We start from the raw sequence: 23,388 nt of genomic DNA on the forward strand, positions 1-23,388 counted from the left end.
AGAACAGGCGTATAAAGAAGGACAACTTGTTATTTATGATACAACGGGAAAAATTGCAGATAAATAAAAAAGACCGCCGAAGCGGTCCTTTTACGCCAATACGTCAGTTACATCCTGCATGTTGTCATCAATCCAGGCAACGGCTTGGTCGATATTGGCGAACTCTTTCGTTTCAAATGTTACTTCATCCTGCAGCAGCCATACATCTTTTTGATCTTTCTGCACGCCGGCAATGGACCAATGCAGCAAGCTATAGGGATGATTATTGTTTAAGAAGGAAACCCAAGTTCGTTCCTGTGCAATTGTTTTGAGGGTGTTCATTTTTTCATTCATGGTCTTATCACCTTATACAGTTTTGTATTCGTATTATATCACTATTATTTTTACATAAGAAGCACAGATTCTAAACATGTATAGGATTGCAAACTCTTCACCATAATTATATGATGGAAAGTGATTACATAACTTTGGAGGGGTTAGTTATGACAAAGGTGCAAATTAAAGTAAATGACAATGGCTCATTCCGCGTGACAGGGGACGTGGAACTACTGGACGGCGAAGGCAAGCCATTTCCGGCAAAGCCAGCGTTTTCTCTTTGCCGCTGCGGCTTATCCGAGAATATGCCATTTTGCGATGGCGCGCACAAAGGAAAGCTTCAATCTGTCGTTCGCGCTCCTAAGCCAGAAGGTACAGATGCAGAATAAGAAAAGGTCCTGCTTAAGCAGGACCTTTTCTTATTCTGCCTATATAAAAGCCAAGAAATGCAAGAAAGAAACTGCCGACCATATTTGCCAGCCATGTCGCAAGCGGAAAAGCATGTGTCGATTGATTAAACCGAGAAAATATCGCAATAGAGCGCCTATTACACCTGCTGCTCCCACCACTATATATTTCATGACTTCACCTCTTCCCAAACCTGCACATATACTCATTATAGCAAAAATGTAAATCCTAGCTATTTTCATTTGAAAATAGCCAGGCAGCTATGTTTTTCGGATTACTAAGCAATTTTTTTTATCTTTTTCGTTTTTTTGTGCTATAATAACGACAAACAATATCCTTCGGGGTCGGGTGAAAGTCCCAACCGGCGGTGATGAAGCATTTGCTTCTCAGTCCGTGACCCGCTTTTACATTTGTAAAACGGTGGACCTGGTGAAAATCCGGGACCGACAGTATAGTCTGGATGGGAGAAGGATTATGTTTTCATACACTAGGATACGTATGCCCTTTTTGGGCAGTACTTCAAACGTACACTTCTGGTTTTCTGCGAAAAAACAGCGGAATACCCGTTTCTTTATTGTACCCTTTTATCCTATTTTGAAAACACGTCTCTCTCAGCCCCAAGGTATCTTCCTTGGGGCTTTTTGATTTTATACGGAGAGGTGAAAGCATGACAGACAAAGAATACATGAAGCTGGCTTTGCAACTGGCTGAAGCAACAAGGGGACAAACGAGCCCCAATCCTATGGTAGGGGCTGTCGTCGTGAAAAACGGCGAAATCGCTGGTATCGGCGCCCACTTACGTGCGGGCGAAGGACATGCGGAAGTACACGCGCTTCAAATGGCAGGCGAAAAAGCGAAAGGCGCTACAGTCTATGTAACGCTGGAGCCGTGCAGCCACTACGGAAAAACGCCGCCTTGCTGCGAATTATTGATTGAAAAAGAGGTAAAGCGTGTCGTAATTGCTGCACTTGATAATAACCCTCTTGTTTCCGGACGCGGTATGCGCCGTTTGCAAGAAGCGGGCATTGAAGTGGAAACAGGCGTATTAGAAGAAGAGGCAAAAAACTTAAACAAAGTTTTCTTTCATTACATGAAAACAAAAAGACCGTACGTTACTCTAAAAACCGCTGTCAGCCTGGACGGGAAGATTGCTACTGCTACAGGTGAAAGCAAATGGATTACAGGAAAACCGGCACGCGAGGATGTTCATCGGTATCGTCATGAGCACGATGCAATCCTTGTAGGCGTTAATACTGTTATTACCGATGACCCAAGCTTGACAACCCGTTTGCCAAATGGCGGCAAAAATCCGATTCGCATTGTATTGGATACACATTTACGCACCCCGTTGTCATCCCAAATTTTACAGGACGGTCTTGCTCCTACATGGATTGTGACAGGGTCACATGTTTCAAAAGAAAAAATACAGCTCTATGAAGCGCATGCAACGATACTGCCTATGAGTACAAGCATGATTACGATAGAAGAACTGCTCAGCGTTCTCGGAGAAAAAGGAATTCTTTCTCTATTTGCAGAAGGCGGACAGCATATACACGCAAGCTTTCTAGAAGAAGGATACTGGGATCAGCTTATTATGTATATGAGCCCCCGCTTAATCGGGGGGCAGCATGCACCTTCCTTCTTTGGAGGAAACGGCTTTACAGCTTTGCAGGATGCTCCCCTGCTTTCAATCCAATCTTTAGAACAAATCGGAGACGACATCAAGCTTGTTGCTGTCCGAAGAAATGAGGTGCCTTATGTTCACAGGAATCATTGAAGAAATCGGAACCATAGAACGAATGAACCAAACAGCCATGGCAATTGAAATCACTATCGCTGCTAAGCATATTTTAAGCGACATTCACTTAGGCGACAGCATTGCGGTAAACGGAGTATGTTTGACGGTAACTTCATTCACATCTGCTTCATTCACAGTAGATGTTATGCCTGAAACCGTAAAGGCCACTTCTTTGCAGTCTCTCAAAAAGGGCTCATCTGTTAACTTAGAGCGCGCCATGAGCGCAGAGGGACGATTCGGCGGTCATTTTGTCTCCGGCCATGTAGACGGAACAGGGAAGATTATAGAAAAAAAACGAATGGAAAATGCCGTTTATTATCGCATTTCCTTGGCTTCTCACTTATTGCATTACTGCATTTTAAAAGGTTCTATAACCGTGGACGGCACAAGCTTGACGATTTTCGGCATTGATGATGCATCTGTTACAATCTCCTTAATTCCACACACAATGGATTATTCTGTCGTAGGACAAAAAGGAATCGGAGATCTCGTCAATATCGAGTGTGACATGATTGGGAAATATATCGAGAAGTTTATAAAGCGCCCTGCAAAAAGCTCCATTACGGAAAACTTTTTGCAAGAGAACGGATTTATGTAGGGGGAAAGAATATGTTTCATACAATTGAAGAAGCGTTAAAGGATTTGAAAGACGGAAAAGCCGTTATTGTATGCGATGATGAAAACCGTGAAAACGAAGGAGATTTTATCGCGCTGGCAGAAACGATTACACCGGAAACAATCAATTTTATGATTACACACGGACGCGGTCTCGTGTGCGTTCCAATCACAGAAAAGCGGGCAGCGCAATTAGAGCTTGAACCGATGGTAACTCATAATACGGATGCCCACGGAACAGCTTTTACCGTAAGCATTGACCACATATCCACTACAACAGGAATCAGTGCATTCGAGCGTGCAGCAACGATTCGTGAAATGCTGAATCCTGCGGCAGCGCCTAAAGATTTTAAGCGCCCGGGGCATATCTTCCCCCTCATTGCCAAACCAGGCGGTGTGCTGCGCCGTGCTGGACATACAGAAGCAGCAGTTGATTTGGCCGTACTTTGCGGTGCTCAGCCGGCAGGAGTAATTTGCGAGATTATCAAAGAAGATGGCACAATGGCTCGCGTACCGGATTTAGGTGAGATTGCCGAGCAATTTCAATTAAAAATGATTACGATTCAAGACTTGATTGAATATCGCCGTCATCATGAAACGTTCGTGCAGCGTGAGGTTGAAATTACGTTACCAACGCAATTCGGCACCTTCCGTTCTGTCGGATACTCCAACTCGCTTGATGATAAAGAGCATATTGCACTTGTAAAAGGAGACATTCATTCAGATGAACCAATCCTTGTACGCGTTCACTCCGAATGCTTAACCGGTGATGTATTTCATTCCTTCCGCTGCGACTGCGGACCGCAGCTGCATGCGGCTCTGGCACAAATTGAGGAAGAGGGTCGCGGAGTCTTGCTTTACATGAGGCAGGAAGGTCGCGGCATCGGTTTATTGAATAAGCTGCGCGCTTATAAACTGCAAGAAGAGGGCTATGATACGGTAGAAGCGAATCATAAGCTCGGTTTTCCGGCAGACCTGCGCGATTACGGCATTGGCGCACAAATTTTAAAGGATTTAGGCATTCGTAAAATTAAGCTGCTTACAAACAATCCGCGTAAAATTGCCGGTTTAAAGGGCTATGACTTAGAAGTAACAGAGCGTGTGCCTCTTCAGCTTCCCGCCCAAAAGGAAAATGAGGCTTACTTAAAAACAAAATATGAAAAGCTTGGACACTTACTACATTTATAAGGGAGAGAAGAACATGTTATTTGAAGGACACTTAGTAGGAACAGGATTAAAAGTTGCGGTGGTTGTATCTCGTTTTAATGAATTCATTACAAGCAAGCTGTTAGGCGGCGCCATGGACGGCTTAAAACGTCACGGCGTAGAGGAGGCAGATATTGATGTAGCATGGGTGCCTGGAGTTTTTGAAATTCCGATGATTGCGAAAAAGCTTGCGGCCAGCGGCAAATACGATGCTGTCATTACGCTTGGCACAGTCATCCGCGGTGCGACAACGCATTACGATTATGTATGCAATGAAGTCGCAAAAGGAGTGGCTGCGGTAACCATGCAAACGGAAGTGCCTGTTATTTTTGGTGTAGTAACGACTGAAACAATTGAGCAGGCAATTGAACGCTCTGGTACGAAAGCAGGCAATAAAGGCTGGGAAGCAGCTGTTTCAGCTATTGAAATGGCAAACTTGAACCGCCAGCTTACACAAATTCCGGTAACAAACTAACTTATAAAGAGACCTGCTCCCAGGTCTCTTTATTTTTTCTTTTCTTTTAATTCCGAAGCGATCTCCTGCATCGTTTTTCCATCAACAGAAATGCCCGCTTTCAAAGCTTCTTCCTGCAGTTCCTCTTTCTTAGCGGTACGAACCGCCGCAATCACTTCATCCACTGATTTTCCATCTATCTCTATTCCATAATGATCTGCCGCCTGTCGAATGGCTTCCCGCCGCTGTTGCTCCTCTAACACATGTATCTCCTTTCGAACCTCCTTCAAACTTTTTCCGTCCGTTTCAAGGCCCAGCTCCTCCGCTTCTTGACGGAAATGATGCTCAATGCGCATGTGCATCTCCTTCTGTGCCGGCTCCGTAGCCGCTTTTACTGGATCAACGCTGATTGCTTTGAATAAAATCAGAAAGGTCATAGCTGCCAGTACATATCTCATCTCATCCCTCCCGGTTAGTCTTCTCCCTTTACTATTTGCAAAATTCCGTTGGGAAATTCATCCACACAGAAAAGCGGAGCCGGCTCGTTCAGCTCCGGAAGGCAGAGGTTCTCCACCCTTAAAGGCGTTTTTTGCCTTTATCCCGCTCTAAGCGTCCGTAACTTAGATGTTTAGACAAGGTGGACAAACGGACGCTAAGAGCCCGATTGATTCAACTAACATCTGTGGAGGAAAAACGCCTCCACAGATGAAGTTTCATCTTATGTGGTAGAGGTTCTCTGACAGGAGGAGCTAGCCGGTGGAGCTAGACATTAAGAAAAGCGGAGCCTTCGAGGTGCAGAACGAGAGAACCTTTCCAGCGGAGCTGAACATAAAGAAAAAAAGGAGCCGAAGTCGGCTCCTCCTCATTATAAAGCACACTCTTCAATTTCAAATCCTAAGTCCGCAATCATATTCCAGTCATCTGTCGGCTCTTGACCGGCAGTTGTTAAATAGTCTCCTACGAAAATAGAGTTAGCAGCAAATAGACCAAGCGGCTGCAAGAAACGTAAATTGATTTCGCGTCCTCCGGAAATGCGGATTTCCTTTGACGGGTTTACAAAGCGCATCATCGCCAAAATTTTTAAACAAGTCACAGGCGTAAGATCTTTTCTTCCTTCTAAAGGCGTACCATTCACAGCAACAAGGAAATTGCACGGAATAGAATCCGCGTTTATACGCTTCAGCTCAAATGCAATATCTACACGCTGCTCTTCGTTTTCCCCCATGCCGAAAATGGCTCCTGAGCAAGGGGAGATTCCCGCACCCTTCGCTTTCTCCACTGTATCCACACGGTCATCGTATGTATGCGTGGAGCAGATGCTTTCGTAGTTATTGACATGTGTATTCAAGTTGTGGTTGTAGCGGTGCACTCCGGCTTCTGCCAGGCGGTTTGCATGATCTTCATTTAAAAATCCTAAGCAGCAGCAAATCTTCAAATCCGTCGTTTCGCGAATTTCCTTCACAGCTCCGATTACATGTTCAACTTCTCTGTCTGTCGGGCGGCGGCCGGATGCTACGATACAGTACGTTCCTGCTTTACGGCGAATCGCCTCTTGTGCGCCCTCTACGATTTTTTCCTTTGTCAGCCATGCATACTTATCAATCGGCGCTTCAGAAACGATGGATTGAGAACAATACCCGCAATCCTCCGGACAAAGTCCTGACTTCGTGTTAATAATCATGTTCAGCTTTACTTTTTTGCCGTAGTGATGATGACGAATGATATAGGCCGCATTCATGATTTCCAAAACTTCTTCATCAGGTACTTGTAAAATCGCAAGCGCCTCTTCTTTTGTGATTTCCTTACCGTTTACTACCTCATGCGCGAGCTGCTTCCAATCCGTTTTCATTTGTACGTGTTCCATCCTTTTTCTCCCCCTGTTTCATAATAGAACAAAATAGTGCATGATATGTGGCTGGTATACAGCCGTTTTGTTGAAACTGCTCTTCGTACAACCTGATCATGTTGCGAAAAACACTAGGGCTTTGACTGGAAATCCCATCATTGCTGTTGGCTGCCCCGATTTTGCGAACAGAATCCAAAAAATCGCGAACGGTTGAAAACCATTCTATGTAGCGCGCTTGCTGCATGGAAACATGCCCTTGCGGTTCGCATAATTCCTTTAACTGTTGCGCCGTAAAAAATGACTGCCCGACGGCCCGCTCATCTTTCCCTTCCAAACTTCCTACTGCCTGTTGGAAGGACAAATGAAGCTCTTGAAACGTTTCATTGCCAAATGTCGTAAACATCAAGGCGCCGTTATCGTGCAAAGCTTCGCACAAACGCGCTACGGTTCCTTGCAAATCATTCAGCCACTGAAATGTTGCATTTGAAATAATCACATCATACGGCCCCGAAAAACTAATTTTCTCAATGTCTCCGCATATAAAAGCAGCTTTTTCGGCTCCTCTTCTTTTTTTCGCCTGCTCAATCATATGCGGCGCAAAATCAACCGCTGTGACAGAAGCATAAGGAAAGGAGTTTAATAGCTGTTCTGTGACATATCCTGTACCGCAGCCAAGTTCTAAAATAGAAAGACGGGCATGTGATGTGTATGTTTGACACAGCTTTTGAATAAGCACATCACCCATTTTCTTTTGCACATTCGCATATTCGTCATAGGTTGAAGCTGCTTTATTAAAACGTTTTTGCAGCAGCGCTTTATTGATCATGTGCGTTCCCCTCTTCTGCAAATTGTTGAATCATGCGAGCACACTCCTTCGCTCTTGTAATGTGAGGCGCATGTCCGGCTTCCTTCCATATATGCAAATGGGCTTTCGTTCTTTCTTCGATATAGCGGGCAGCTTCTAGCGAACATATTGCATCATTCTCTCCATGCAGCAAAAGAAGAGGAACATGCAAGGAAGAAAGAAGCGGCCTTACGTCACGCTGCATCAAGTATTCGAGCCCAATAAGAAGTGAATCTGTATCGTATGCTGTAAACTGGGCACGTACGGCCGGAAATGACTCCTTCCATATTTGTTCAGCAGCTGAAAACATACTTTCATCAAATCTTTGAAGGGCACGGCCAGCCTGTGTCTGTATGTTTCGCTTTAATCGTTCCACAAACGCTGCCTTCCACCCTGCATAGTTCGTATCCTGCGTAAACCTTGCCGTCCCTCCTATGAGCACTATACCGTATACAGGCTCCTGCGCCGCTGCCCCTAATGCAGCAATAGCACCAAGTGACCAGCCGATCAAAATAACCTTCTTTTCTTGCCGGATGATGTGACGGACACGATTTTCTATGTCCTCCGCATTTTGCGTATGATGCCAATTTATAAAACGAATACGGTGAGATGATAGGTGCTCACACAATTCGTCCCAAACCGGCGCATCCATTCCCCAGCCAGAAAGCATAATAAGTGTCGGTCTCATTATGAAATTACACCTTCTTTCTGCCCGGTTTCCGTTATAAGCTTTACTGCCCATCGGATTTCTTCAGGTCTATGATCGGCTGTAACGGTCAAGCGAATGCGCGAACTGTTTTCCGGAACTGTCGGCGGACGAACAGCAATAGCCGCAATCCCTTTTTCCTGCAGCTGCTGACTGAAGCGGATCGCTGCTTCATTTGATCCAATGACGATTGGAACGATATGCGTGCTGCTGCTCCCAGTATCAAATCCTGCTTGCTTTAATAAGTCGCGAAGCAATGTCCCATTTTGCATAAGCGCAGCGCGTCTGGATGATTCACCGCGGACAATTTCAACGGCGCGTTTAATAGAACCGACCGTACTAGGCGGCATACCTGTTGTGAAAATAAAGCTGCGCATTGTGTTAGTCAAATAATCCATTAACAACTTGCTTCCTGCCAGATATGCTCCGCTGCAGCCTAGCGCTTTGCTGAAAGTGCCCATATGAAGGTCAATGCGTTCAGCCAGCTCGTGAGCAAGACCTGCGCCGTTTTGACCATAAACCCCGCTTGCGTGCGCCTCGTCAACCATAAGCAAAGCGTCGTATTTTTCTTTTATATGCACAAGCTCCTGCAAATACGCCGTATCGCCGTCCATGCTGAACACAGTATCCGTTACAATAAGCTTTCGTTTATTTGCGGGCGTTTCCTGAAGAAGCTTCTCCAAATGCTCTAAATCGTTATGCTTATAACGCTTTTGCTCAGCACGGCTTAATACAATGCCGTCCGTAATGCTGGCATGGTTCAGCCGATCGCTGTATACAACATCATTTCTTCCTAAAAGGGCAGACAGCGCTCCCAAATTTGCTGTATAGCCGCTGCCAATGAGCAAAGCTCGTTCTGTTCCCTTCCAGTTTGCAATATCGTGTTCCGCCTCCTCATACAGAGGATAGTTGCCAACAATCAATCGCGAAGCTGTTGCACCTGCCCCGTACATAGAAGCAGCCTCTATCGCAGCTTCTATTAATCTTTTGTCACCCGCCAGTCCTAAATAGTTATTGGAAGCTAGATTCAATAGCCGTTTTCCATCTTTTATAATCCAGCAATCAGGACCGTTCTCTGTTACATGAAGCGTTCGTATTTGCTGACGCTCTTCCAAGAGTGCCAATTCGCTCTGCAGATGCTGATGCCAACTCATGCGAGCCACTCCTCCAGCTTAGAAACATTAATAGAATATTCAGCGGCTTCAAGTGCGTATTCTCTTGTAAATTCTTCACCGAGCCAAGGAATCATTCCTAAAACAGGTACACCGCTGAGCTGTTCAATCATATCCCGGTTTTCTTTCACCCTCTCCAGCGCTTCCTCCCGATATCCTGAAAGAATTACGCCGGCAACCTTCAATCCTCTTGCTTTTGCGCATTCGATTGTCAGCAAGGTGTGATTTACGGTACCAAGTGTCGGACGGGCAACAATAAGGAGAGGCATATTAAGGGCTTGCGCAAAGTCTGCTACTAGCGCATCCTCGGTATATGGAACAATAAAACCGCCTGCCCCTTCCACGATAATATACTCGAAATACTCTTGTATATTCTTACAGCTGTTCACGACATCTGCCAAAAATACTTGCTTTCCGGCACGCTTCATGGCCAAGCGAGGGGCGAGCGGCTCCTTGACAGAAAACGGGCAAATATGATCGGCATGTGTTTCTACTCCGGACAAATATTGTAAACGGGACGCATCACCGGCAGGGTCACAGGAAAGATGTCCGCTTTGGATCGGCTTGCACACGCCGACGTCATATCCTCTTTTGCGCAGGACACCTGCTAAAGCCCCTGCCACAACCGTTTTTCCCACCTCTGTATCTGTCGCCGTTACAAAAAGCCCCTTCATCCTTTTCCCTCCGTTATGTCCGCTATTGCATCATATAAAATGGCAAGCATTTCATTCAGTTCTTCTAAAGTGGACGCTAGCGGAGGCATGAACACGATGACATTGCCCAGAGGACGAAGAAGCATGCCTAGTTCGCGAGCACGGTGGCATGTCCGTACCCCCACGCGCTCCGTCCAAGAGTACGGTTCTTCTGTTTCTCTATCTTTCACGAGCTCAATGCCGACCATAAACCCTTTTTGCCTAATATCGCCTACATGTTTTAAATCATAGAAATCTTGCAATCTGTTTGCTATATACACCGACTTATCAGCAACCTCTTGTACAAGATTGCTTGTTTCAAACAGTTCCAGATTTGCAAGAGCAACCGCGCATCCAAGCGGGTTTCCCGTATAGCTATGGCCATGGAAAAATGTTTTCTGCTCCTCATAATTCCCTAAAAATGCATTATAAATTTCATCTGTCGCAACCGTTACGGCCACCGGCAAATATCCCCCGGTAAGCCCTTTTCCTGCTGTCAATAAATCCGGTGTTACGCCTTCATGCTCGCACGCAAACATCTTCCCCGTTCTTCCAAATCCGGTTGCTACTTCGTCAGCGATGAGCAGTACGTTGTATTGCGTGCAAAGTTCGCGCAATCCTTTTAAATACCCTTCAGGCATGACAATAATCCCGCTTGCCCCTTGTACAATCGGCTCTACAATAACAGCCGCAATTTCATGCGATTGTTCTCGTAATAGCTGCTCCATTTCTTCAAGATGCTTTTTAACAATCTCTTCTTGTTTGTACGGGGAACGATATGTATACGGATACGGAAGCTTCATAGAAGGAAATAAAAGCGCACGAAATGTTTCATGGTACAAATCAATGGCACCGACCGAAACAGCACCGATTGTATCCCCGTGGTATGCTTCCTTCATCGTAATAAATTTATATTTTTCCTTCTTTCCCTTATGCTGCCAATATTGAATTGCCATTTTAATAGCAATCTCTACCGCCGTTGCTCCTGAATCGGAATAAAATACTTTTTTGAGCCCTTTTGGCATGAGTCCAATCACTTTTTCAGCCAGCAGAATAGATGGTACATTCGCCATGCCAAGCAGTGTCGAGTGTGCAATTTTTTCTAATTGAGCCCGAATCGCATCGTCCAGCTCCTTCACTTGATGACCATGTACATTCAGCCAAATAGAGGAAACGCCATCCCAGTATGCATTCCCCTGCATATCATATAACTTTCTTCCTTCTCCGCGTTCAATAATGAGCGGGTCGTCTTCGAGATAATCTTTCATTTGTGTAAAAGGATGCCACACATATTCCTTATTTTTTTGAGACAATTCTTCATACGTATACGTAAGCGAAGAATGTGCGGAAGTTATTTTCATGCATTCCACCTCATTTGTTAACTTTTATATAATAAAGGTTAACATTAACAGAAGAATTGTGTCAACAACCTATAATTCTAATTTTTCAGAATAAAAGGCACAGTCTTCAAGACTGTGCCTTTTCCATTATTCCTTAGCTTTTATTTCTTTTTGAATTTGATCCAATGTTTTTCCTTAGGTTTTCAAAATAAACTCTTTAGAAATTCCATATATGTACAAGTACAACAAAAAGAACAGTAAACAATAGGCTCGGCAGCATATTTGCCACTCGAATCGTAATCACCTGCAAAATATTCAAGCCGATGGCTATAATTATAATACCGCCGACAGCTGTTATTTCCAGAATGATTTTATCCATCAGCACTTCGGGTACAAACGCTTGAATTTGTGTTGCAAACAAGGCGATGATTCCCTGATAAATCAAAACCGGTACGGCAGAAAACATAACGCCGATACCCAATGCCGATGTAAAAATGATTGCAGAAATTCCGTCAAGCAATGATTTAGTGAATAAAACAGTATGATCATGACTTTTCGTTTTTCTATCTCCTCTGCCTGATTATTATTTGTAGGTCGGGTATCGGACTCTCCTACAAACAAGGCAAAGAAAAGCTGGCTATGCCTTCATAGTCAGCTTTTCCTTCTTTCTTTTCTTGATTTTCTCTATGAAAAAGGAAAAGACGAAGAGAATATACGGATACACGAAAATGACATAAAAGGCGATTTTGTTGAAATATAAACCAGCCTGGTCGACTTGCATTCGGAATTTAAATAAGAGAGAGACGACGAAAAGCACACCGCACGTCACATATAACGCTTTTTTTTGCGTAATAGGAAAATGCTTTTTGACGCCTTTTGTGAGACTCCATAAGTAGAGAGCAATAACCGGCAAAATAATCACCAAAAATATACAAAGCACAATAACCTGATACTGCTCCAAAAAAGGATATTTCACAACTTTGTACATATGTAATGTCGGCCAAACAGATTTGATTATTTCCCGACCGCCAAAAAAACCGATTGCAAGAATCATGAGACAAATAAAAAAGATATTTGTAATAAAAACCCCGATTTGACCATACCGCTGTACTCTTTGTTTATCTTGAATGTATGGATAATAAAAATAAATCAATTCAAATCCTGCCAATGATAGAGCCATTTGATAAACAGCTTTTAATAATTGAATGGGCGACGTTTCAAACATAGGAAGAAAATTTCTTACGTTAAAATACGGCAGGATCTGATATAAAACAAAGAAAATTAGCAGTGAAATGAATACGCTGAAAAAGCATACTCCCATCACTACCCGAATGCCCCCTACAATTGCGTAAACGGCGAGAATAATTAAAATCATACTTACAAACCAATTCGGGATTTCAGGAAACATATAGGTACTTAAAATCTCAAAATAGGTGACCACGACCATCAACACTGCGTAAGAACAATAACCTATCCAGATAAAGTTTAATACGCTTCCAATCCACTTTCCAAATATAAGCCGATGAATATCATACAAATCTTTATCTTTATAACGCTGCAATGTTTTGATGATAATATACATCGTTATATGAGTATATAATCCCGCTAATATCACCGCAACGACCGAATCTTGTTTTGCATTCATATAAACGAAACGCTCGAATACCGCAAGACCAATGCCTGTTTGTGCGCCGATGACCGCAAAGATGACAAGATACGCTTCAAACATACTGCTCGCGGGAATTGTTTGTTCTTCCTTCATTACACGTCCCTCATTTAATCTGTCTTTACTTACCATTTTGTACATTTGAAGGAAGAACTATGTAAGAAAAAAGCAGTCTCTCCTTCAAGACTGCTTTTCTGCTGGATAGGCATATATCACATATCGATCTGGTGCAGAACCGACATATTGAAACGGATAACAGGTCGATAAATTCAGAACCTCGTTTGGTTTTGTAGAGCCAATAATGCTTGTATCGTCCGCTTTTACAATACGGGCATCATCCATTTTGTAACGAAATGTTCCATATGGAAGCTCGACTATAAATTCATCTCCTTTTTTCAGCTCCCCGAAGCGGCGGAATACAGTATCACGATGACCCGATAATAAAATTTGGTCTTGCTCTCCCGGAAATGCAGTGCTCGTATAATGTCCTACGCCTTTTTTCAAATCATCGGAATCTGTGCCTTCTACAATCGGCAGCTCTGCTTCGATTTTCGGAATGCGTAAAATCCCGATTGTCTCATTTTTGGCAGGATGAAATTCCTGCCTTGAGACTTGCGCTTCCTTTGCTTTTTGCAGTTTGTCTGTCGCCTGCTCCATAGACTGCACTTGCTGTTTCTTTGTGTCTATAAGCTGCCATACACTTATACTGATAAGTCCTATGCCAACAAGAAGCAAAAGCGTTGCAATCATCCTTCTCATATTTCCCTCCTAGGCTTTTGTGCTATCGTATCATAAAAAGATGCAGAGCTATAAACTCTACACCTTTTTCTTGTTACTCAGATTTGCGTCTTTTTAAGAACGCTGCTGCGTTTGCCATCGTTACTTTTGTAGATTTCTTCACAGTTAGCTCTCCCTTGCCAGTGGCATGTCACAAATCGCACTCTCCAAAAGCACAAGAATATCTTCTGTTTTTAATGACAGAAATCTTTGATAGTTTTTATTTATCTGACATCTATATATGAATGAATTATAACTTCGACATTTCCGTGTGCTATGTGCAAACAAAAGGGAGTATGGTATGCTTCTTCTCTCCGGTTTACCCTTGCATGAACCACTACAAAGGTTTGACCGCTTCTGCACGTCGCCAGATGATCTCTCCCCACTATAAACGGTTTTTTTATTCACTTGTATATATCTTATCGAATTTTGTCTATTTCGGTCAATTGGATTTTACGCATTTTTTCAAATTTTCTGCAAAGTAAAAGTTAAGGAAATGTTAATAGTCTGTGAAGCTATGACTCTTCTTTATTTCCATTGAATCTTTGAATGAATATGATACAATAAGCATTTATAATAAAAAGCTACAAAGAGAGGTAGTTTCATTGAAAAAAGCGCTGGGCTTCCTTATGCTTACATCCATTGTTTTATGTGCTCTCTTTTTCTACAAAAATAGTTCTCTTGTTTCTTTTTCGAGTAAAAAACAAGCGGCTGTTGCCTCACCTCTTTGGATCGAGACGCGAAAAAGCACGGAATTATATCACCTTGTTTTAGGAGATTCTGTCGCAAAAGGTTACGGCTCTTCACAAGGAGGCTATGCCGAGATGGCCTCAGCTGAATTGGAAAAACAAACAGGCAAGAAAGTGGTTGTAGATAATGCTGCAGTGAACGGATTGACAACGGATTACTTGCTGCGCATGCTGCAGACTGAAGATATACAAGCAAAGCTGAAAAAAGCAGATCTTATTACAATCAGCATCGGCGGCAATAACCTTCTTCGTTTAAATCCAAATGACGGCGTTTTAAAAAATCTACAAGCATTAGAACGAGAAAAAGACATATATAAGAAGGACTTGCAAGAAATTTTAAACCTCATTCGCAAGCAAAATCCATCGGCGCTTATCGTTCTGGCCGAATTATACAATCCATTGGAACTAGACGATTCCGTTTCCTCTTATGCCAATATGTTCTTAGAGGGCTGGAACAAGGCTGTCCGTTCTTCTGCGAAAACTCATGCACCAGCAGTTGTTTTGCCAATACAAAAACTCCTTCCGAGCAAGGAGACAGATTTGTTTTTTGATAAAATCCACCCGAACGATAAAGGTTACAAAATCATCGCTGATTCATTTGCACAGAAAGTATTATCCTATGAACAATAATCCCGCCTATGTTACAGGCGGGATTTTTTTGGGAAAGCTATTATGTAGTTACGTATAGAAAGGAATTTGTTATGGATTGGTTAAGACGAGTACTCATAAGCTTTGTCATTTTTGTGTCTTGTATAAGCTTATTTTGGATGGGCAGTCTTCATTCCAATGAGGCGCCGGCTCCCGCCAAAGCCGGAAAGCCGCCTACAAAACCGAAAGCTCCGCCCCAAATTGTTCTTGCAGCAGTTGGAGACGTTTTGCTTCATGAACGCGTATATAACGATGCACGTATTGATGTAGAGCGTTTTGACTTTCATCCTATGTTTTCTATTATCAAACCGTATATTGAAAAAGCCGACTTTTCATTTGTCAACCAAGAATCCATTATAGGGGGAACGACAATCGGACTATCTACATATCCATCCTTCAATAGTCCTGTAGAAATCGCAGATGCTATCAAGGATACAGGTTTTGACGTAGTAAATATGGCAAATAATCATGCTCTCGACCGCGGAGAACAGCCTTTACTAGCATCCGTTTCGTATTGGGACAAGCTCGGTTTAGTGCGGACTGGCGCTTATCATTCTGCAGAAGATCGCACTCGCATAAGAACCATTTCGAAAAACGGCATTACACTGTCCCTCTTGTCTTATACATACGGCACAAACGGCATTAGACTGCCCAAGCCATATTTGGTTAATATAATAAATAAAGAAGTCTTGAAAAAAGACGTTGCACAAGCAAAGCAACGATCCGATGCAGTTGTTGTAAATTTGCATTTCGGCAAGGAGTATGAAGTCATGCCGAACCCTGAACAAACTGAGCTTGCTCAATTTTTAAGCGATTTAGGCGTATCTGTCATTTTTGGCCACCATCCTCATGTACTGCAGCCGCCTGCATTTTTGACAGGAGCAAATGGAAATTCCACCTTTGTTTGTTATTCCTTAGGAAATTTTCTTGCCGGACAGCAAAATGAAGAAACGTGGTTTGGCGGGATTGCAAATATTACTGTAAGAAAAAATAATGATGGAACGATTGCGCTGATCCATCCTTCCTTTTTGCCAACCTTTACGTATTCAAAAAACAGCGAAAATTACATGATATTACCTTTGGACCAAGTGACGCAGCAGCAATATCCTAACGCGCAAAATCGATATGATTCTGTTGTGAAGCACATGAAAGCGTTTATTCCAAATCTGGATATTATGCAAGCGAAAAAAGATTGAGGTACTGTAACAAATATTGCAGTACCTCTTCTCTTTCTCGAAAAATGATTACATTTTTTTAACAAACCTCTGTCATATCTCATGACCAAATTTATTTTTGCTACAATGAATTAGAATGGGAGGCTTGATTATGAACCATCGTGAATGGGAACATATTGTAAATCATCTTCTTTCGTTAGTGCCTCTTTTTTATCGTAAATTCATGCTCCCCGGTGATGCTGTCATTCATAAGAATATACCGCAGTCACATACACAAATACTGCTTCTGCTTCATGATGCAGGAACTTTGACGGTATCGGAAATAGGAAGCCGATTAGCCATTTCACGCCCAAACATGACACCTCTTCTTAATAAACTCATTGAAGAAGATTTTATTAAACGGCATTACAGCAAGAAGGATCGGCGTGTCATCTTGATCTCTTTGACAGATGAAGGCGAAGTTTTTATTAAGCAGTATAAACAATTTATTTTAGATAAGTTGCGGGAAAACCTAGACGCCTTATCAGAAGAGGAATTGAAGCAGTTATCCAGTTCATTGGAAACGCTGCAAGCTATTGTTGCAAAAGTATATATGGCCTCAGTTTAGGATTCAAAATAATTGCCGTAATATACATTGGAATACGGCCAAGTCAGTAAGTACGGCTCTTCTGCCTGCACTTCTTGACGGGGAAGCGATAAATAATCAGCACGAACGAAATATGGTACCGGCATATAGTAAACTGGAGCGTAGAAACGCGGATAAAAATGGAACATATTGCATCTCTCCTTTTTTGCAAATTTGCTTTATCACGCATTAACGGGCAGTAAAAGCCTGATTGGTTCAACTAACCATCAGTGGGGGATGAAAGCTCCCCACTGATGGAAGTTTCACTTTATCATATGCAGCATTTGCAAAAGCGGATTCATTGATTTCAAGATCAGTGCGAATACAAAAAAAGCTGAACCTTCGAGGCGCTCGACACATCTCAAATTTTATAATTTCATTAAAAAAAGGAATCCTCTGCAGGATTCCTTTTTTACGTTCGCATAAGCGCTACTTTTGTATGTCTTTTCCTGCGCTCCAAGCGGCGGTGTCTCTCTCTTTCATATAAGTGATATATGATAAAATACGAAACAAAACCGAGGAATGCACCAAAGATAGTCATGCCGATTAACGTATATAAGCCATTATGCAGCAAATCCTTTAAAACTTCCATGAAGTTCCCAGAAAAAATTTCGAGAAAGGAATGCTCCTTAATAGGCGCTTCTTTAATTTTAAATGGATAAATGAGCTTACCGAGCGCATGTGCGAAGGGAAGCAATACAACTGGAAGAAACGTCAGTTTTCCAATTACATTTCCAATAATCGCGGCAGGAAGAGATCCGCCTGACAAACGAATGATCGGATAAAACAAAAAGTAAATAAGAGAAGCAGTAGAAAGGACAAGCATTTCAAGGGCAAAGCCGAGAGCAAATCCTAGGGCAACCTTTTTAGCGCCGCCAGGAGAACGAAACAGTCTATAAAAATTAAGCTTAAAAACGCGTTGGATACGCTGTAATACTCCATATTTTTTCTTTTGTTTCTTCACGTGTGCATCTCTCCCGCTATTATCCTTTACATGTGAAAAGGGTTTCTTCTTATATACTATTATAAAGGATAAAGCTTGGTTAGAGAATACACTATATTTATTTTTCTTCATAAAGAAGACATCCTTCTTTTGGAAAATTGTCTTTTATGGACGCAATAAGCTTGCCAATAACGCTTTTTGGACGTGCAGACGGTTTCCAGCTTGCTCGAATACGACAGAATGTTTTCCATCTATAATATCGGATGTCACTTCTTCTTCGCGGTGGGCAGGCAAACAATGAAGAAATTTATAATCCTGCTGCGCATATTGCACGAGCTTTTCATTTACTTGATAAGGCTGGAACTTTTGCAGTCTTTCTTTCGCTTCTTCTTCCTGTCCCATACTGGTCCAAACATCTGTATAGATAAAATCTGCATTTTGTACAGCTAATTGCGGATTTTCATACACTTCAATTACTGCACCCGTTTCTTTGGCAATTTCTTTAGCTGCTTCAATTATATATGCCTCCGGCTGATGTCCCGCCGGACATGCTGCAGTGATATGCATGCCGACTTTAGCGCCTCCGATTAATAAAGAATGACAAACATTGTTTCCATCGCCTACGTATGCAAGCTTAACTCCATGAAACGTACCTTTTTCTTCATACACCGTCATAAGATCAGCGAGCGCCTGGCAAGGGTGATGATCATCGGTCAATCCATTTATGACAGGGATAGAGGCATGCTTTGCAAGCTCTGCAACCTTCTCATGCTCAAACGTACGAATCATGATAGCATCTACATATTGTGAAAGCACTTTTGCTGTATCTTCAATCGTTTCGCCGCGCCCAATCTGTAATTCCTTTCCGCTCAAGAACATGCCGTGCCCGCCAAGCTGCAGCATGCCCGCCTCAAATGATACACGCGTACGCGTAGAATGCTTATCAAAAATCATCCCTAATATTTTTCCACCCAGCAGCGGCGGATTTTCCCCTTTTAGATGCTGCTTCTTTAAGGAAACCGCAAATTCGATAATAGATAAAACCTCTTGCGAGCTCAGCTCTTCTAATGACAAAATGTCCTTTGTGTGCACTTTAACAGCGGATTGTACATACTGCATGTGTTTCTCTCCTCTCTTATCACTTATCATAAAGAAATCAAGCTTTCTTTTTGCAATACATGTTTCAAAATCTCTGCGCCTTTTACCAGTTCCTCTTTTGTCACTGTAAGCGGAGGAAGAATCCTCAGTACGTTCGGTCCTGCATTCAATACGAGCAATCCTGACTTTTGCAGCTCCAATACAAATGGAGCAACATCACATTTACATACGATTCCGATCAACAGCCCTCTGCCGCGCACTTGCTGTACGATTGGCAAATCTCCCAGCTGTTGTTCTAATAATGCAAGAAAATACTCCCCTTTATCAGCTGTCTCATTTAAAAATTCTTCCTCAAACACAACTTGCAGCACTGCTTTAGCAGCTGCCATGGCAATCATGTTTCCGCCGAAGGTAGAGCCGTGAACACCCGCACTGAAAGCTGATGCGAGCTTTTCTTTACCAATCATTGCGCCGACTGGAATACCGTTTCCAAGCGCTTTTGCTATTGTGATAATATCAGGAGACACACCTGCATGCTGATAAGCAAACGCTTTTCCTGTCCGGCCTATACCCGTTTGCACCTCATCAACGATCATGAGCGCTCCGTATTGCTTACACAGTTTTTCGATTTCTTGTAAAAACTCTGTATCCGCCGGAAGTACTCCGCCTTCCCCTTGTACAGCCTCCACCATCACAGCCGCCGTTTCATCATCCATTGCTTCTTTTAATGCGTCTATATCATTAAAGGGCACATATACAAAGGTGGAAAGCAACGGACCGAACCCTGCATGGATTTTTTCTTGTCCGGTCGCGCTCATTGTCGCAAAGGTGCGCCCATGGAACGATTGACAAAACGTGATGATTTTCGTTTTCCCCGTGTATTTGCGCGCCAGCTTAATAGCCGCTTCGTTCGCTTCTGCACCGCTGTTACAGAAGAATGCGCATTGTCCGTCACTATTAGCGGTTAAAAGATGTGCAACGTCTTCCTGTAAACTATTTTGAAACAAATTGGATACGTGCCACACCTTTTGCAGCTGGTTGTTTACAGCCTTAGTTACCTCAGGATGACAATGTCCTAGATTGCAAACAGCAATGCCTGATACAAAATCTAAATATTCCTTTCCGTTCACATCTTTTACTATAGTTCCTTTTGCTTCTGTAATTTCGATATCCCAGCGTTTGTAAGTCGGAAATAATGCTGTCATTGTACACGCACTCCTTTCAATACCTTCGTTCCTACAATCGTTCCGTCCTTATTTATGAATCCATTTACCCCGTCAACAATGACCACTTCCTCCGTTTCCCCTTGCAAAGAGGCAAGCGCTGCCTTTACCTTTGGAATCATTCCTCCTGTGATCACACCGTCTGTAATCAGCTGAAGAAGCTGTTCTTCCTCCGCTTCGTGCAAAAGTTCTCCGTTATACAAAACGCCCGGCACATCCGTTACGAGCAAAAGATGTTTGGCCTGCAATGAGGATGCAACAGCAGCTGCTGCTGTATCTCCGTTAATGTTATAAAGCTGCCCTTCTCTATCCATACCAATTGGAGAAATGATAGGTACAAGCTGTTGGGATAAGAGGCTTTGCAGCAAAACAACATTTACGGCTTCGACATCCCCGACAAATCCAAGCTCCTGATCAAGCGGCTTTGCCTGCAGCAGCTTTCCGTCACAACCGGCAAGACCGATGGCAGAAATATTGTTCTTTTCGCATTGCGCCACTAGATTTTTATTGACTGTTCCGCACAGCTTCATTTGTACAACATCTAATATTTCTTTCGTTGTAATACGGAGTCCGTTTTTCTTTTGAACTGGAATATTAAGCTGTCCGAGCATCGCATCAATTTCCGGGCCACCGCCGTGAACGACAACCAGATCATACGTTTTTTGCAGCTCTCGTAAACTTGTAAAAAATGCATCTGTCAAACTCTCTAAAATGCTTCCGCCGCATTTAACAACAACAATGTCTCTCATGGCTTCCTCCTTATGTGCGATAGCTGGCATTGATTTTTACATAGTCGTAGCTTAAATCACAGCCCCACGCTGTACCGCTTGCTGTTCCGATGTTTAAATCCACATGAATTACGATAGAATCCTGCTGCAAGTATTGTTTTGCTTCTTCCTCTGAAAACTGCTGCGGTTCACTATTTTTCAATACACATATATTGCCTATTGAAATATCAATCTTTTCAGGATCAAGCACCGCCTCGCTGTGCCCAAGCGCCCCGATAATTCTGCCCCAGTTCGCATCCTCGCCGTATACGGCTGTTTTCACAAGAGCCGAGCCGACTATCTTTTTCGCGGCAATGCGGGCGTCCTTTACTGTTAGTGCCCCTGACACATTCACCTCTACAAGCTTCGTGGCCCCTTCCCCGTCCTTCGCAATTTTCTTTGAAAGATCTTCACACGTTTGCTTCAGCGCTTCGTAAAAATGTTCCCAATCTGGATGACCAGGATGAAGCGGTTCATTTCCTGCCAATCCGCTTGCCATCACGATGACCATATCGTTTGTTGATGTTTCGCCGTCTACTGTAATTTGATTAAACGTTTGATCCGTAATACTGCTTAAGGCGCTTTGGAGCACTTCACTCTCAATGTTCGCGTCTGTCGTTACAAAGGCCAGCATCGTTGCCATGTTCGGATGAATCATACCAGATCCTTTTGCCGCTCCGCCGATAGTCACGCATTGACCGTCTATCATTGTTTGATAGCAAGAACGCTTCGTAACCAAATCTGTCGTTAAAATTGCTTCGTAAAAATCGTTTGCTTCTTGTTCGTTTTTAACAGGAGAAAGCGTTACAATGCCGTTTCGAATTTTCTCCATCGGCAAAGCCTCTCCGATTACACCCGTTGAAGCAACTGCAACAAGGTGTGTTTCAATCTGAAGCTGCTCGGCTGTAAGAGCACGCATTTCATAAGCATCTTTTTCACCTTGTAAACCTGTGCATGCATTTGCATTTCCGCTGTTTACAACGATTGCCTGCAGCTTACCCTGTACAGCAATGCTTTCTTTCGTTACTTGAATAGGCGCTGCCTGAAATTGATTTTGTGTATAGACTGCTGCGCAGCTGGCCGGAACATCGCATACAATTGCTCCCAAGTCTTTTCGTATTTTCCGAATTCCTGCATTCACGCCCGTTGCTGCAAATCCTTTCGGTGTAACGATAGATCCATTTGCAACCTTTACATCGACTGATGTTTCAATCATAGTATTTCCTCCCCTTATGGATACATAGGCACAAGGTCGAGCCCTGTCTTCTCTTCTAATCCTAATAATAGATTTGCGTTTTGCACTGCCTGACCCGCAGCGCCTTTCATTAAGTTATCGATTACGGATACAACTGTAATCCGTCCTGTGCGTTCATCATAAGCAGTTCCGATATCACAATAGTTCGATCCGCATACTTCTTTTGGACTTGGATAGTTTCCTAGATTGCGAACTCTGACAAACGGAGCATGCGCATAGCTTTCTTTGTACAGCTGCTGAAGCATTTCTGAAGTAATGGCCTGTTTTGCCTGGGCATACATCGTAACCATAATGCCTCTCGTAATTGGGATAAGATGCGTACTGAACGTAATGGGTTTTGCATGTTCATTCCATTCCAGAAGCATTTGCTCAATTTCCGGGATATGCTGATGCTCATGCACTTTATAAATTTTCAAATTATCGTGCATCTCAGGAAAATGTGTCATATTCCCCGGGGACTTTCCTGCTCCTGATACACCTGATTTTGCATCAATAATAAGGGACGATTCTTCTACAAGCTTCTCTTTCATAAGAGGAGCTGCCGCAAGTAGAGCTGCAGTTGCATAGCAGCCCGGATTCGCAATAACTTTCGCTCCTTGGATTTCTTCTTTCTTCCACTCTGATAATCCGTACACTGCTTCTTGTAATTCTTCTGTTTGTGCAGCAGGACGCTTATACCAGCTTTCATATACATCTCTGTCTTTTATACGAAAATCCCCTGACAAATCTATGACTTTAATTCCTTGTTTTGTAAGTTTTGGGGTAAGATCTTTAGATACTCCGGGCGGTGTCGCCAAAAAAACGAGTTCGCTCTTCTTTCCAATGGCCGCTGTATCAATTTCTTCAAGGCTTTGATTCACAATCGTCTGCAAATGAGGATACTGATTGCTAATCGGCTCACCCGTTTGAGAAAAAGCATGCAGCGATGTAATTTCTAAATGAGGATGATGGGCAAGCAAACGAAGCAATTCCACGCCCCCATATCCCGTAGCGCCAATTATAGATGTTTTCATATTGTACCTCCGCTCAAACATTTAAATTCAAATTTAATTCTGATTATATTATC

The 23,388-nt window shown here is 43.0% G+C and carries 26 protein-coding genes, 1 pseudogene and 1 riboswitch; of the genes and pseudogenes, 8 read left to right on the top strand and 19 right to left on the bottom strand.

The annotated features are described in order from the left end of the window. Positions 1 to 90: 90 nt before the first annotated feature. Positions 91 to 333, bottom strand: a complete 243-nt coding sequence (locus H540_RS0104200; RefSeq protein ID WP_028399558.1) for a DUF2552 family protein — start codon at positions 331 to 333, stop codon at positions 91 to 93. Positions 334 to 482: 149 nt separating this feature from the next. Between H540_RS0104200 and H540_RS0104205 the strand changes: the two genes are divergently transcribed. Then, the gene (locus H540_RS0104205; RefSeq protein WP_028399559.1) at positions 483 to 704 is read left to right on the top strand and encodes a CDGSH iron-sulfur domain-containing protein; all 222 of its coding nucleotides are present in this window, start codon (positions 483 to 485) and stop codon (positions 702 to 704) included. A 39-nt stretch (positions 705 to 743) separates the two neighbouring features. Here the strand turns inward: H540_RS0104205 and H540_RS32945 are convergent, their stop codons facing one another. After that, the gene (locus H540_RS32945) at positions 744 to 896 is read right to left on the bottom strand and encodes a hypothetical protein (protein ID WP_155890938.1); all 153 of its coding nucleotides are present in this window, start codon (positions 894 to 896) and stop codon (positions 744 to 746) included. Positions 897 to 1,053: 157 nt separating this feature from the next. Beyond that, a riboswitch (FMN riboswitch) is annotated at positions 1,054 to 1,199 on the top strand. Between the two features lie 191 nt (positions 1,200 to 1,390). Between H540_RS32945 and ribD the strand changes: the two genes are divergently transcribed. Genes ribD through ribH form a run of 4 tightly spaced genes read left to right on the top strand, consistent with a single transcriptional unit; the run spans position 1,391 to position 4,817 of the window. Next, entirely contained in the window at positions 1,391 to 2,500 is a 1,110-nt protein-coding gene (ribD, locus tag H540_RS0104215; RefSeq protein ID WP_028399560.1) for a bifunctional diaminohydroxyphosphoribosylaminopyrimidine deaminase/5-amino-6-(5-phosphoribosylamino)uracil reductase RibD, read from the top strand. Next, positions 2,481 to 3,119, top strand: a complete 639-nt coding sequence (gene ribE, locus H540_RS0104220; protein ID WP_028399561.1) for a riboflavin synthase — start codon at positions 2,481 to 2,483, stop codon at positions 3,117 to 3,119. The genes ribD and ribE overlap by 20 nt, the downstream gene beginning before the upstream one ends. Positions 3,120 to 3,130: 11 nt before the next feature. Then, complete coding sequence (locus tag H540_RS0104225) at positions 3,131 to 4,324, top strand: bifunctional 3,4-dihydroxy-2-butanone-4-phosphate synthase/GTP cyclohydrolase II (protein ID WP_028399562.1); 1,194 nt, start codon at positions 3,131 to 3,133, stop codon at positions 4,322 to 4,324. Positions 4,325 to 4,337: 13 nt separating this feature from the next. Further along, on the top strand, positions 4,338 to 4,817 hold the full coding sequence (gene ribH / locus H540_RS0104230; RefSeq protein WP_028399563.1) for a 6,7-dimethyl-8-ribityllumazine synthase: 480 nt from the start codon (positions 4,338 to 4,340) through the stop codon (positions 4,815 to 4,817). A 29-nt stretch (positions 4,818 to 4,846) separates the two neighbouring features. On the opposite strand, the gene H540_RS28970 is transcribed toward ribH, so the two are convergent. From H540_RS28970 to H540_RS0104280, 10 genes and pseudogenes are all read right to left on the bottom strand, one after another. Further along, positions 4,847 to 5,254, bottom strand: coding sequence for a hypothetical protein (locus H540_RS28970; RefSeq protein WP_245592165.1), 408 nt, complete (start codon positions 5,252 to 5,254; stop codon positions 4,847 to 4,849). A gap of 407 nt (positions 5,255 to 5,661) precedes the next feature. After that, positions 5,662 to 6,660: a biotin synthase BioB gene (gene bioB, locus H540_RS0104240; protein ID WP_028399564.1), complete on the bottom strand. Its 999-nt coding sequence runs from the start codon at positions 6,658 to 6,660 to the stop codon at positions 5,662 to 5,664. Beyond that, a complete protein-coding gene (bioC, locus tag H540_RS0104245; protein WP_028399565.1) occupies positions 6,614 to 7,468 on the bottom strand; it encodes a malonyl-ACP O-methyltransferase BioC in 855 nt (284 codons plus the stop codon). The genes bioB and bioC overlap by 47 nt, the downstream gene beginning before the upstream one ends. Beyond that, positions 7,458 to 8,174, bottom strand: a complete 717-nt coding sequence (locus H540_RS0104250) for an alpha/beta fold hydrolase (protein WP_162144525.1) — start codon at positions 8,172 to 8,174, stop codon at positions 7,458 to 7,460. Before H540_RS0104250 ends, bioC begins: the two co-directional genes overlap by 11 nt. Next, entirely contained in the window at positions 8,174 to 9,346 is a 1,173-nt protein-coding gene (gene bioF / locus H540_RS0104255) for an 8-amino-7-oxononanoate synthase (protein ID WP_028399567.1), read from the bottom strand. The genes H540_RS0104250 and bioF overlap by 1 nt, the downstream gene beginning before the upstream one ends. Next, positions 9,343 to 10,038: a dethiobiotin synthase gene (bioD, locus tag H540_RS0104260; protein WP_028399568.1), complete on the bottom strand. Its 696-nt coding sequence runs from the start codon at positions 10,036 to 10,038 to the stop codon at positions 9,343 to 9,345. Before bioD ends, bioF begins: the two co-directional genes overlap by 4 nt. Beyond that, on the bottom strand, positions 10,035 to 11,417 hold the full coding sequence (gene bioA, locus H540_RS0104265) for an adenosylmethionine--8-amino-7-oxononanoate transaminase (protein WP_028399569.1): 1,383 nt from the start codon (positions 11,415 to 11,417) through the stop codon (positions 10,035 to 10,037). Before bioA ends, bioD begins: the two co-directional genes overlap by 4 nt. Positions 11,418 to 11,613: 196 nt before the next feature. Continuing rightward, positions 11,614 to 11,937 (bottom strand): annotated as a pseudogene (locus H540_RS28975) (DUF554 family protein); the annotation flags it as partial. Positions 11,938 to 12,033: 96 nt separating this feature from the next. Beyond that, positions 12,034 to 13,158, bottom strand: a complete 1,125-nt coding sequence (locus tag H540_RS0104275) for a GerAB/ArcD/ProY family transporter (RefSeq protein ID WP_162144526.1) — start codon at positions 13,156 to 13,158, stop codon at positions 12,034 to 12,036. 84 nt (positions 13,159 to 13,242) lie between these two features. Then, positions 13,243 to 13,821, bottom strand: a complete 579-nt coding sequence (locus H540_RS0104280; protein ID WP_028399571.1) for a class D sortase — start codon at positions 13,819 to 13,821, stop codon at positions 13,243 to 13,245. A gap of 623 nt (positions 13,822 to 14,444) precedes the next feature. Here H540_RS0104280 and H540_RS0104285 point away from each other — a divergent pair. The 3 genes from H540_RS0104285 to H540_RS0104295 all read left to right on the top strand — a co-directional run bounded on the left by H540_RS0104285 (position 14,445) and on the right by H540_RS0104295 (position 17,018). After that, the gene (locus H540_RS0104285; RefSeq protein WP_028399572.1) at positions 14,445 to 15,218 is read left to right on the top strand and encodes a GDSL-type esterase/lipase family protein; all 774 of its coding nucleotides are present in this window, start codon (positions 14,445 to 14,447) and stop codon (positions 15,216 to 15,218) included. A 71-nt stretch (positions 15,219 to 15,289) separates the two neighbouring features. Then, positions 15,290 to 16,432 carry a CapA family protein gene (locus H540_RS0104290; protein WP_028399573.1) on the top strand — a complete coding sequence of 381 codons (1,143 nt, stop codon included), beginning with the start codon at positions 15,290 to 15,292 and terminating at the stop codon, positions 16,430 to 16,432. 130 nt (positions 16,433 to 16,562) lie between these two features. Beyond that, on the top strand, positions 16,563 to 17,018 hold the full coding sequence (locus H540_RS0104295; protein WP_028399574.1) for a MarR family winged helix-turn-helix transcriptional regulator: 456 nt from the start codon (positions 16,563 to 16,565) through the stop codon (positions 17,016 to 17,018). Here the strand turns inward: H540_RS0104295 and H540_RS33975 are convergent. From H540_RS33975 to argC, 7 genes are all read right to left on the bottom strand, one after another. Beyond that, positions 17,015 to 17,185, bottom strand: a complete 171-nt coding sequence (locus tag H540_RS33975; RefSeq protein ID WP_169729564.1) for a hypothetical protein — start codon at positions 17,183 to 17,185, stop codon at positions 17,015 to 17,017. The genes H540_RS0104295 and H540_RS33975 overlap by 4 nt on opposite strands. 263 nt (positions 17,186 to 17,448) lie before the next feature. Beyond that, entirely contained in the window at positions 17,449 to 18,000 is a 552-nt protein-coding gene (locus H540_RS0104305; RefSeq protein WP_028399575.1) for a DUF2062 domain-containing protein, read from the bottom strand. Positions 18,001 to 18,144: 144 nt separating this feature from the next. Continuing rightward, positions 18,145 to 19,098, bottom strand: coding sequence for an ornithine carbamoyltransferase (gene argF / locus H540_RS0104310; protein ID WP_028399576.1), 954 nt, complete (start codon positions 19,096 to 19,098; stop codon positions 18,145 to 18,147). Between the two features lie 26 nt (positions 19,099 to 19,124). Next, positions 19,125 to 20,282, bottom strand: coding sequence for an acetylornithine transaminase (locus tag H540_RS0104315; RefSeq protein ID WP_028399577.1), 1,158 nt, complete (start codon positions 20,280 to 20,282; stop codon positions 19,125 to 19,127). Then, entirely contained in the window at positions 20,279 to 21,049 is a 771-nt protein-coding gene (gene argB, locus H540_RS0104320) for an acetylglutamate kinase (RefSeq protein ID WP_028399578.1), read from the bottom strand. The genes H540_RS0104315 and argB overlap by 4 nt, the downstream gene beginning before the upstream one ends. A gap of 10 nt (positions 21,050 to 21,059) precedes the next feature. Next, complete coding sequence (gene argJ, locus H540_RS0104325; protein WP_028399579.1) at positions 21,060 to 22,283, bottom strand: bifunctional glutamate N-acetyltransferase/amino-acid acetyltransferase ArgJ; 1,224 nt, start codon at positions 22,281 to 22,283, stop codon at positions 21,060 to 21,062. 14 nt (positions 22,284 to 22,297) lie between these two features. Further along, positions 22,298 to 23,335 carry an N-acetyl-gamma-glutamyl-phosphate reductase gene (gene argC, locus H540_RS0104330; RefSeq protein WP_028399580.1) on the bottom strand — a complete coding sequence of 346 codons (1,038 nt, stop codon included), beginning with the start codon at positions 23,333 to 23,335 and terminating at the stop codon, positions 22,298 to 22,300. Positions 23,336 to 23,388: the final 53 nt, after the last annotated feature.

Origin of the sequence: Ectobacillus panaciterrae DSM 19096, assembly GCF_000430785.1 — a bacterium.
Lineage (GTDB): Bacteria > Bacillota > Bacilli > Bacillales > Bacillaceae_G > Ectobacillus > Ectobacillus panaciterrae.

Coding starts and splice junctions, on each gene's coding strand:
- H540_RS0104200 (WP_028399558.1), bottom strand. CDS start 333: ATGAATGAAAAAATGAACACCCTCAAAACAATTGCACAGGAACGAACT.
- H540_RS0104205 (WP_028399559.1), top strand. CDS start 483: ATGACAAAGGTGCAAATTAAAGTAAATGACAATGGCTCATTCCGCGTG.
- H540_RS32945 (WP_155890938.1), bottom strand. CDS start 896: ATGAAATATATAGTGGTGGGAGCAGCAGGTGTAATAGGCGCTCTATTG.
- ribD (WP_028399560.1), top strand. CDS start 1,391: ATGACAGACAAAGAATACATGAAGCTGGCTTTGCAACTGGCTGAAGCA.
- ribE (WP_028399561.1), top strand. CDS start 2,481: ATGTTCACAGGAATCATTGAAGAAATCGGAACCATAGAACGAATGAAC.
- H540_RS0104225 (WP_028399562.1), top strand. CDS start 3,131: ATGTTTCATACAATTGAAGAAGCGTTAAAGGATTTGAAAGACGGAAAA.
- ribH (WP_028399563.1), top strand. CDS start 4,338: ATGTTATTTGAAGGACACTTAGTAGGAACAGGATTAAAAGTTGCGGTG.
- H540_RS28970 (WP_245592165.1), bottom strand. CDS start 5,254: ATGAGATATGTACTGGCAGCTATGACCTTTCTGATTTTATTCAAAGCA.
- bioB (WP_028399564.1), bottom strand. CDS start 6,660: ATGGAACACGTACAAATGAAAACGGATTGGAAGCAGCTCGCGCATGAG.
- bioC (WP_028399565.1), bottom strand. CDS start 7,468: ATGATCAATAAAGCGCTGCTGCAAAAACGTTTTAATAAAGCAGCTTCA.
- H540_RS0104250 (WP_162144525.1), bottom strand. CDS start 8,174: ATGAGACCGACACTTATTATGCTTTCTGGCTGGGGAATGGATGCGCCG.
- bioF (WP_028399567.1), bottom strand. CDS start 9,346: ATGAGTTGGCATCAGCATCTGCAGAGCGAATTGGCACTCTTGGAAGAG.
- bioD (WP_028399568.1), bottom strand. CDS start 10,038: ATGAAGGGGCTTTTTGTAACGGCGACAGATACAGAGGTGGGAAAAACG.
- bioA (WP_028399569.1), bottom strand. CDS start 11,417: ATGAAAATAACTTCCGCACATTCTTCGCTTACGTATACGTATGAAGAA.
- H540_RS0104275 (WP_162144526.1), bottom strand. CDS start 13,158: ATGAAGGAAGAACAAACAATTCCCGCGAGCAGTATGTTTGAAGCGTAT.
- H540_RS0104280 (WP_028399571.1), bottom strand. CDS start 13,821: ATGAGAAGGATGATTGCAACGCTTTTGCTTCTTGTTGGCATAGGACTT.
- H540_RS0104290 (WP_028399573.1), top strand. CDS start 15,290: ATGGATTGGTTAAGACGAGTACTCATAAGCTTTGTCATTTTTGTGTCT.
- H540_RS0104295 (WP_028399574.1), top strand. CDS start 16,563: ATGAACCATCGTGAATGGGAACATATTGTAAATCATCTTCTTTCGTTA.
- H540_RS33975 (WP_169729564.1), bottom strand. CDS start 17,185: ATGTTCCATTTTTATCCGCGTTTCTACGCTCCAGTTTACTATATGCCG.
- argF (WP_028399576.1), bottom strand. CDS start 19,098: ATGCAGTATGTACAATCCGCTGTTAAAGTGCACACAAAGGACATTTTG.
- H540_RS0104315 (WP_028399577.1), bottom strand. CDS start 20,282: ATGACAGCATTATTTCCGACTTACAAACGCTGGGATATCGAAATTACA.
- argB (WP_028399578.1), bottom strand. CDS start 21,049: ATGAGAGACATTGTTGTTGTTAAATGCGGCGGAAGCATTTTAGAGAGT.
- argJ (WP_028399579.1), bottom strand. CDS start 22,283: ATGATTGAAACATCAGTCGATGTAAAGGTTGCAAATGGATCTATCGTT.
- argC (WP_028399580.1), bottom strand. CDS start 23,335: ATGAAAACATCTATAATTGGCGCTACGGGATATGGGGGCGTGGAATTG.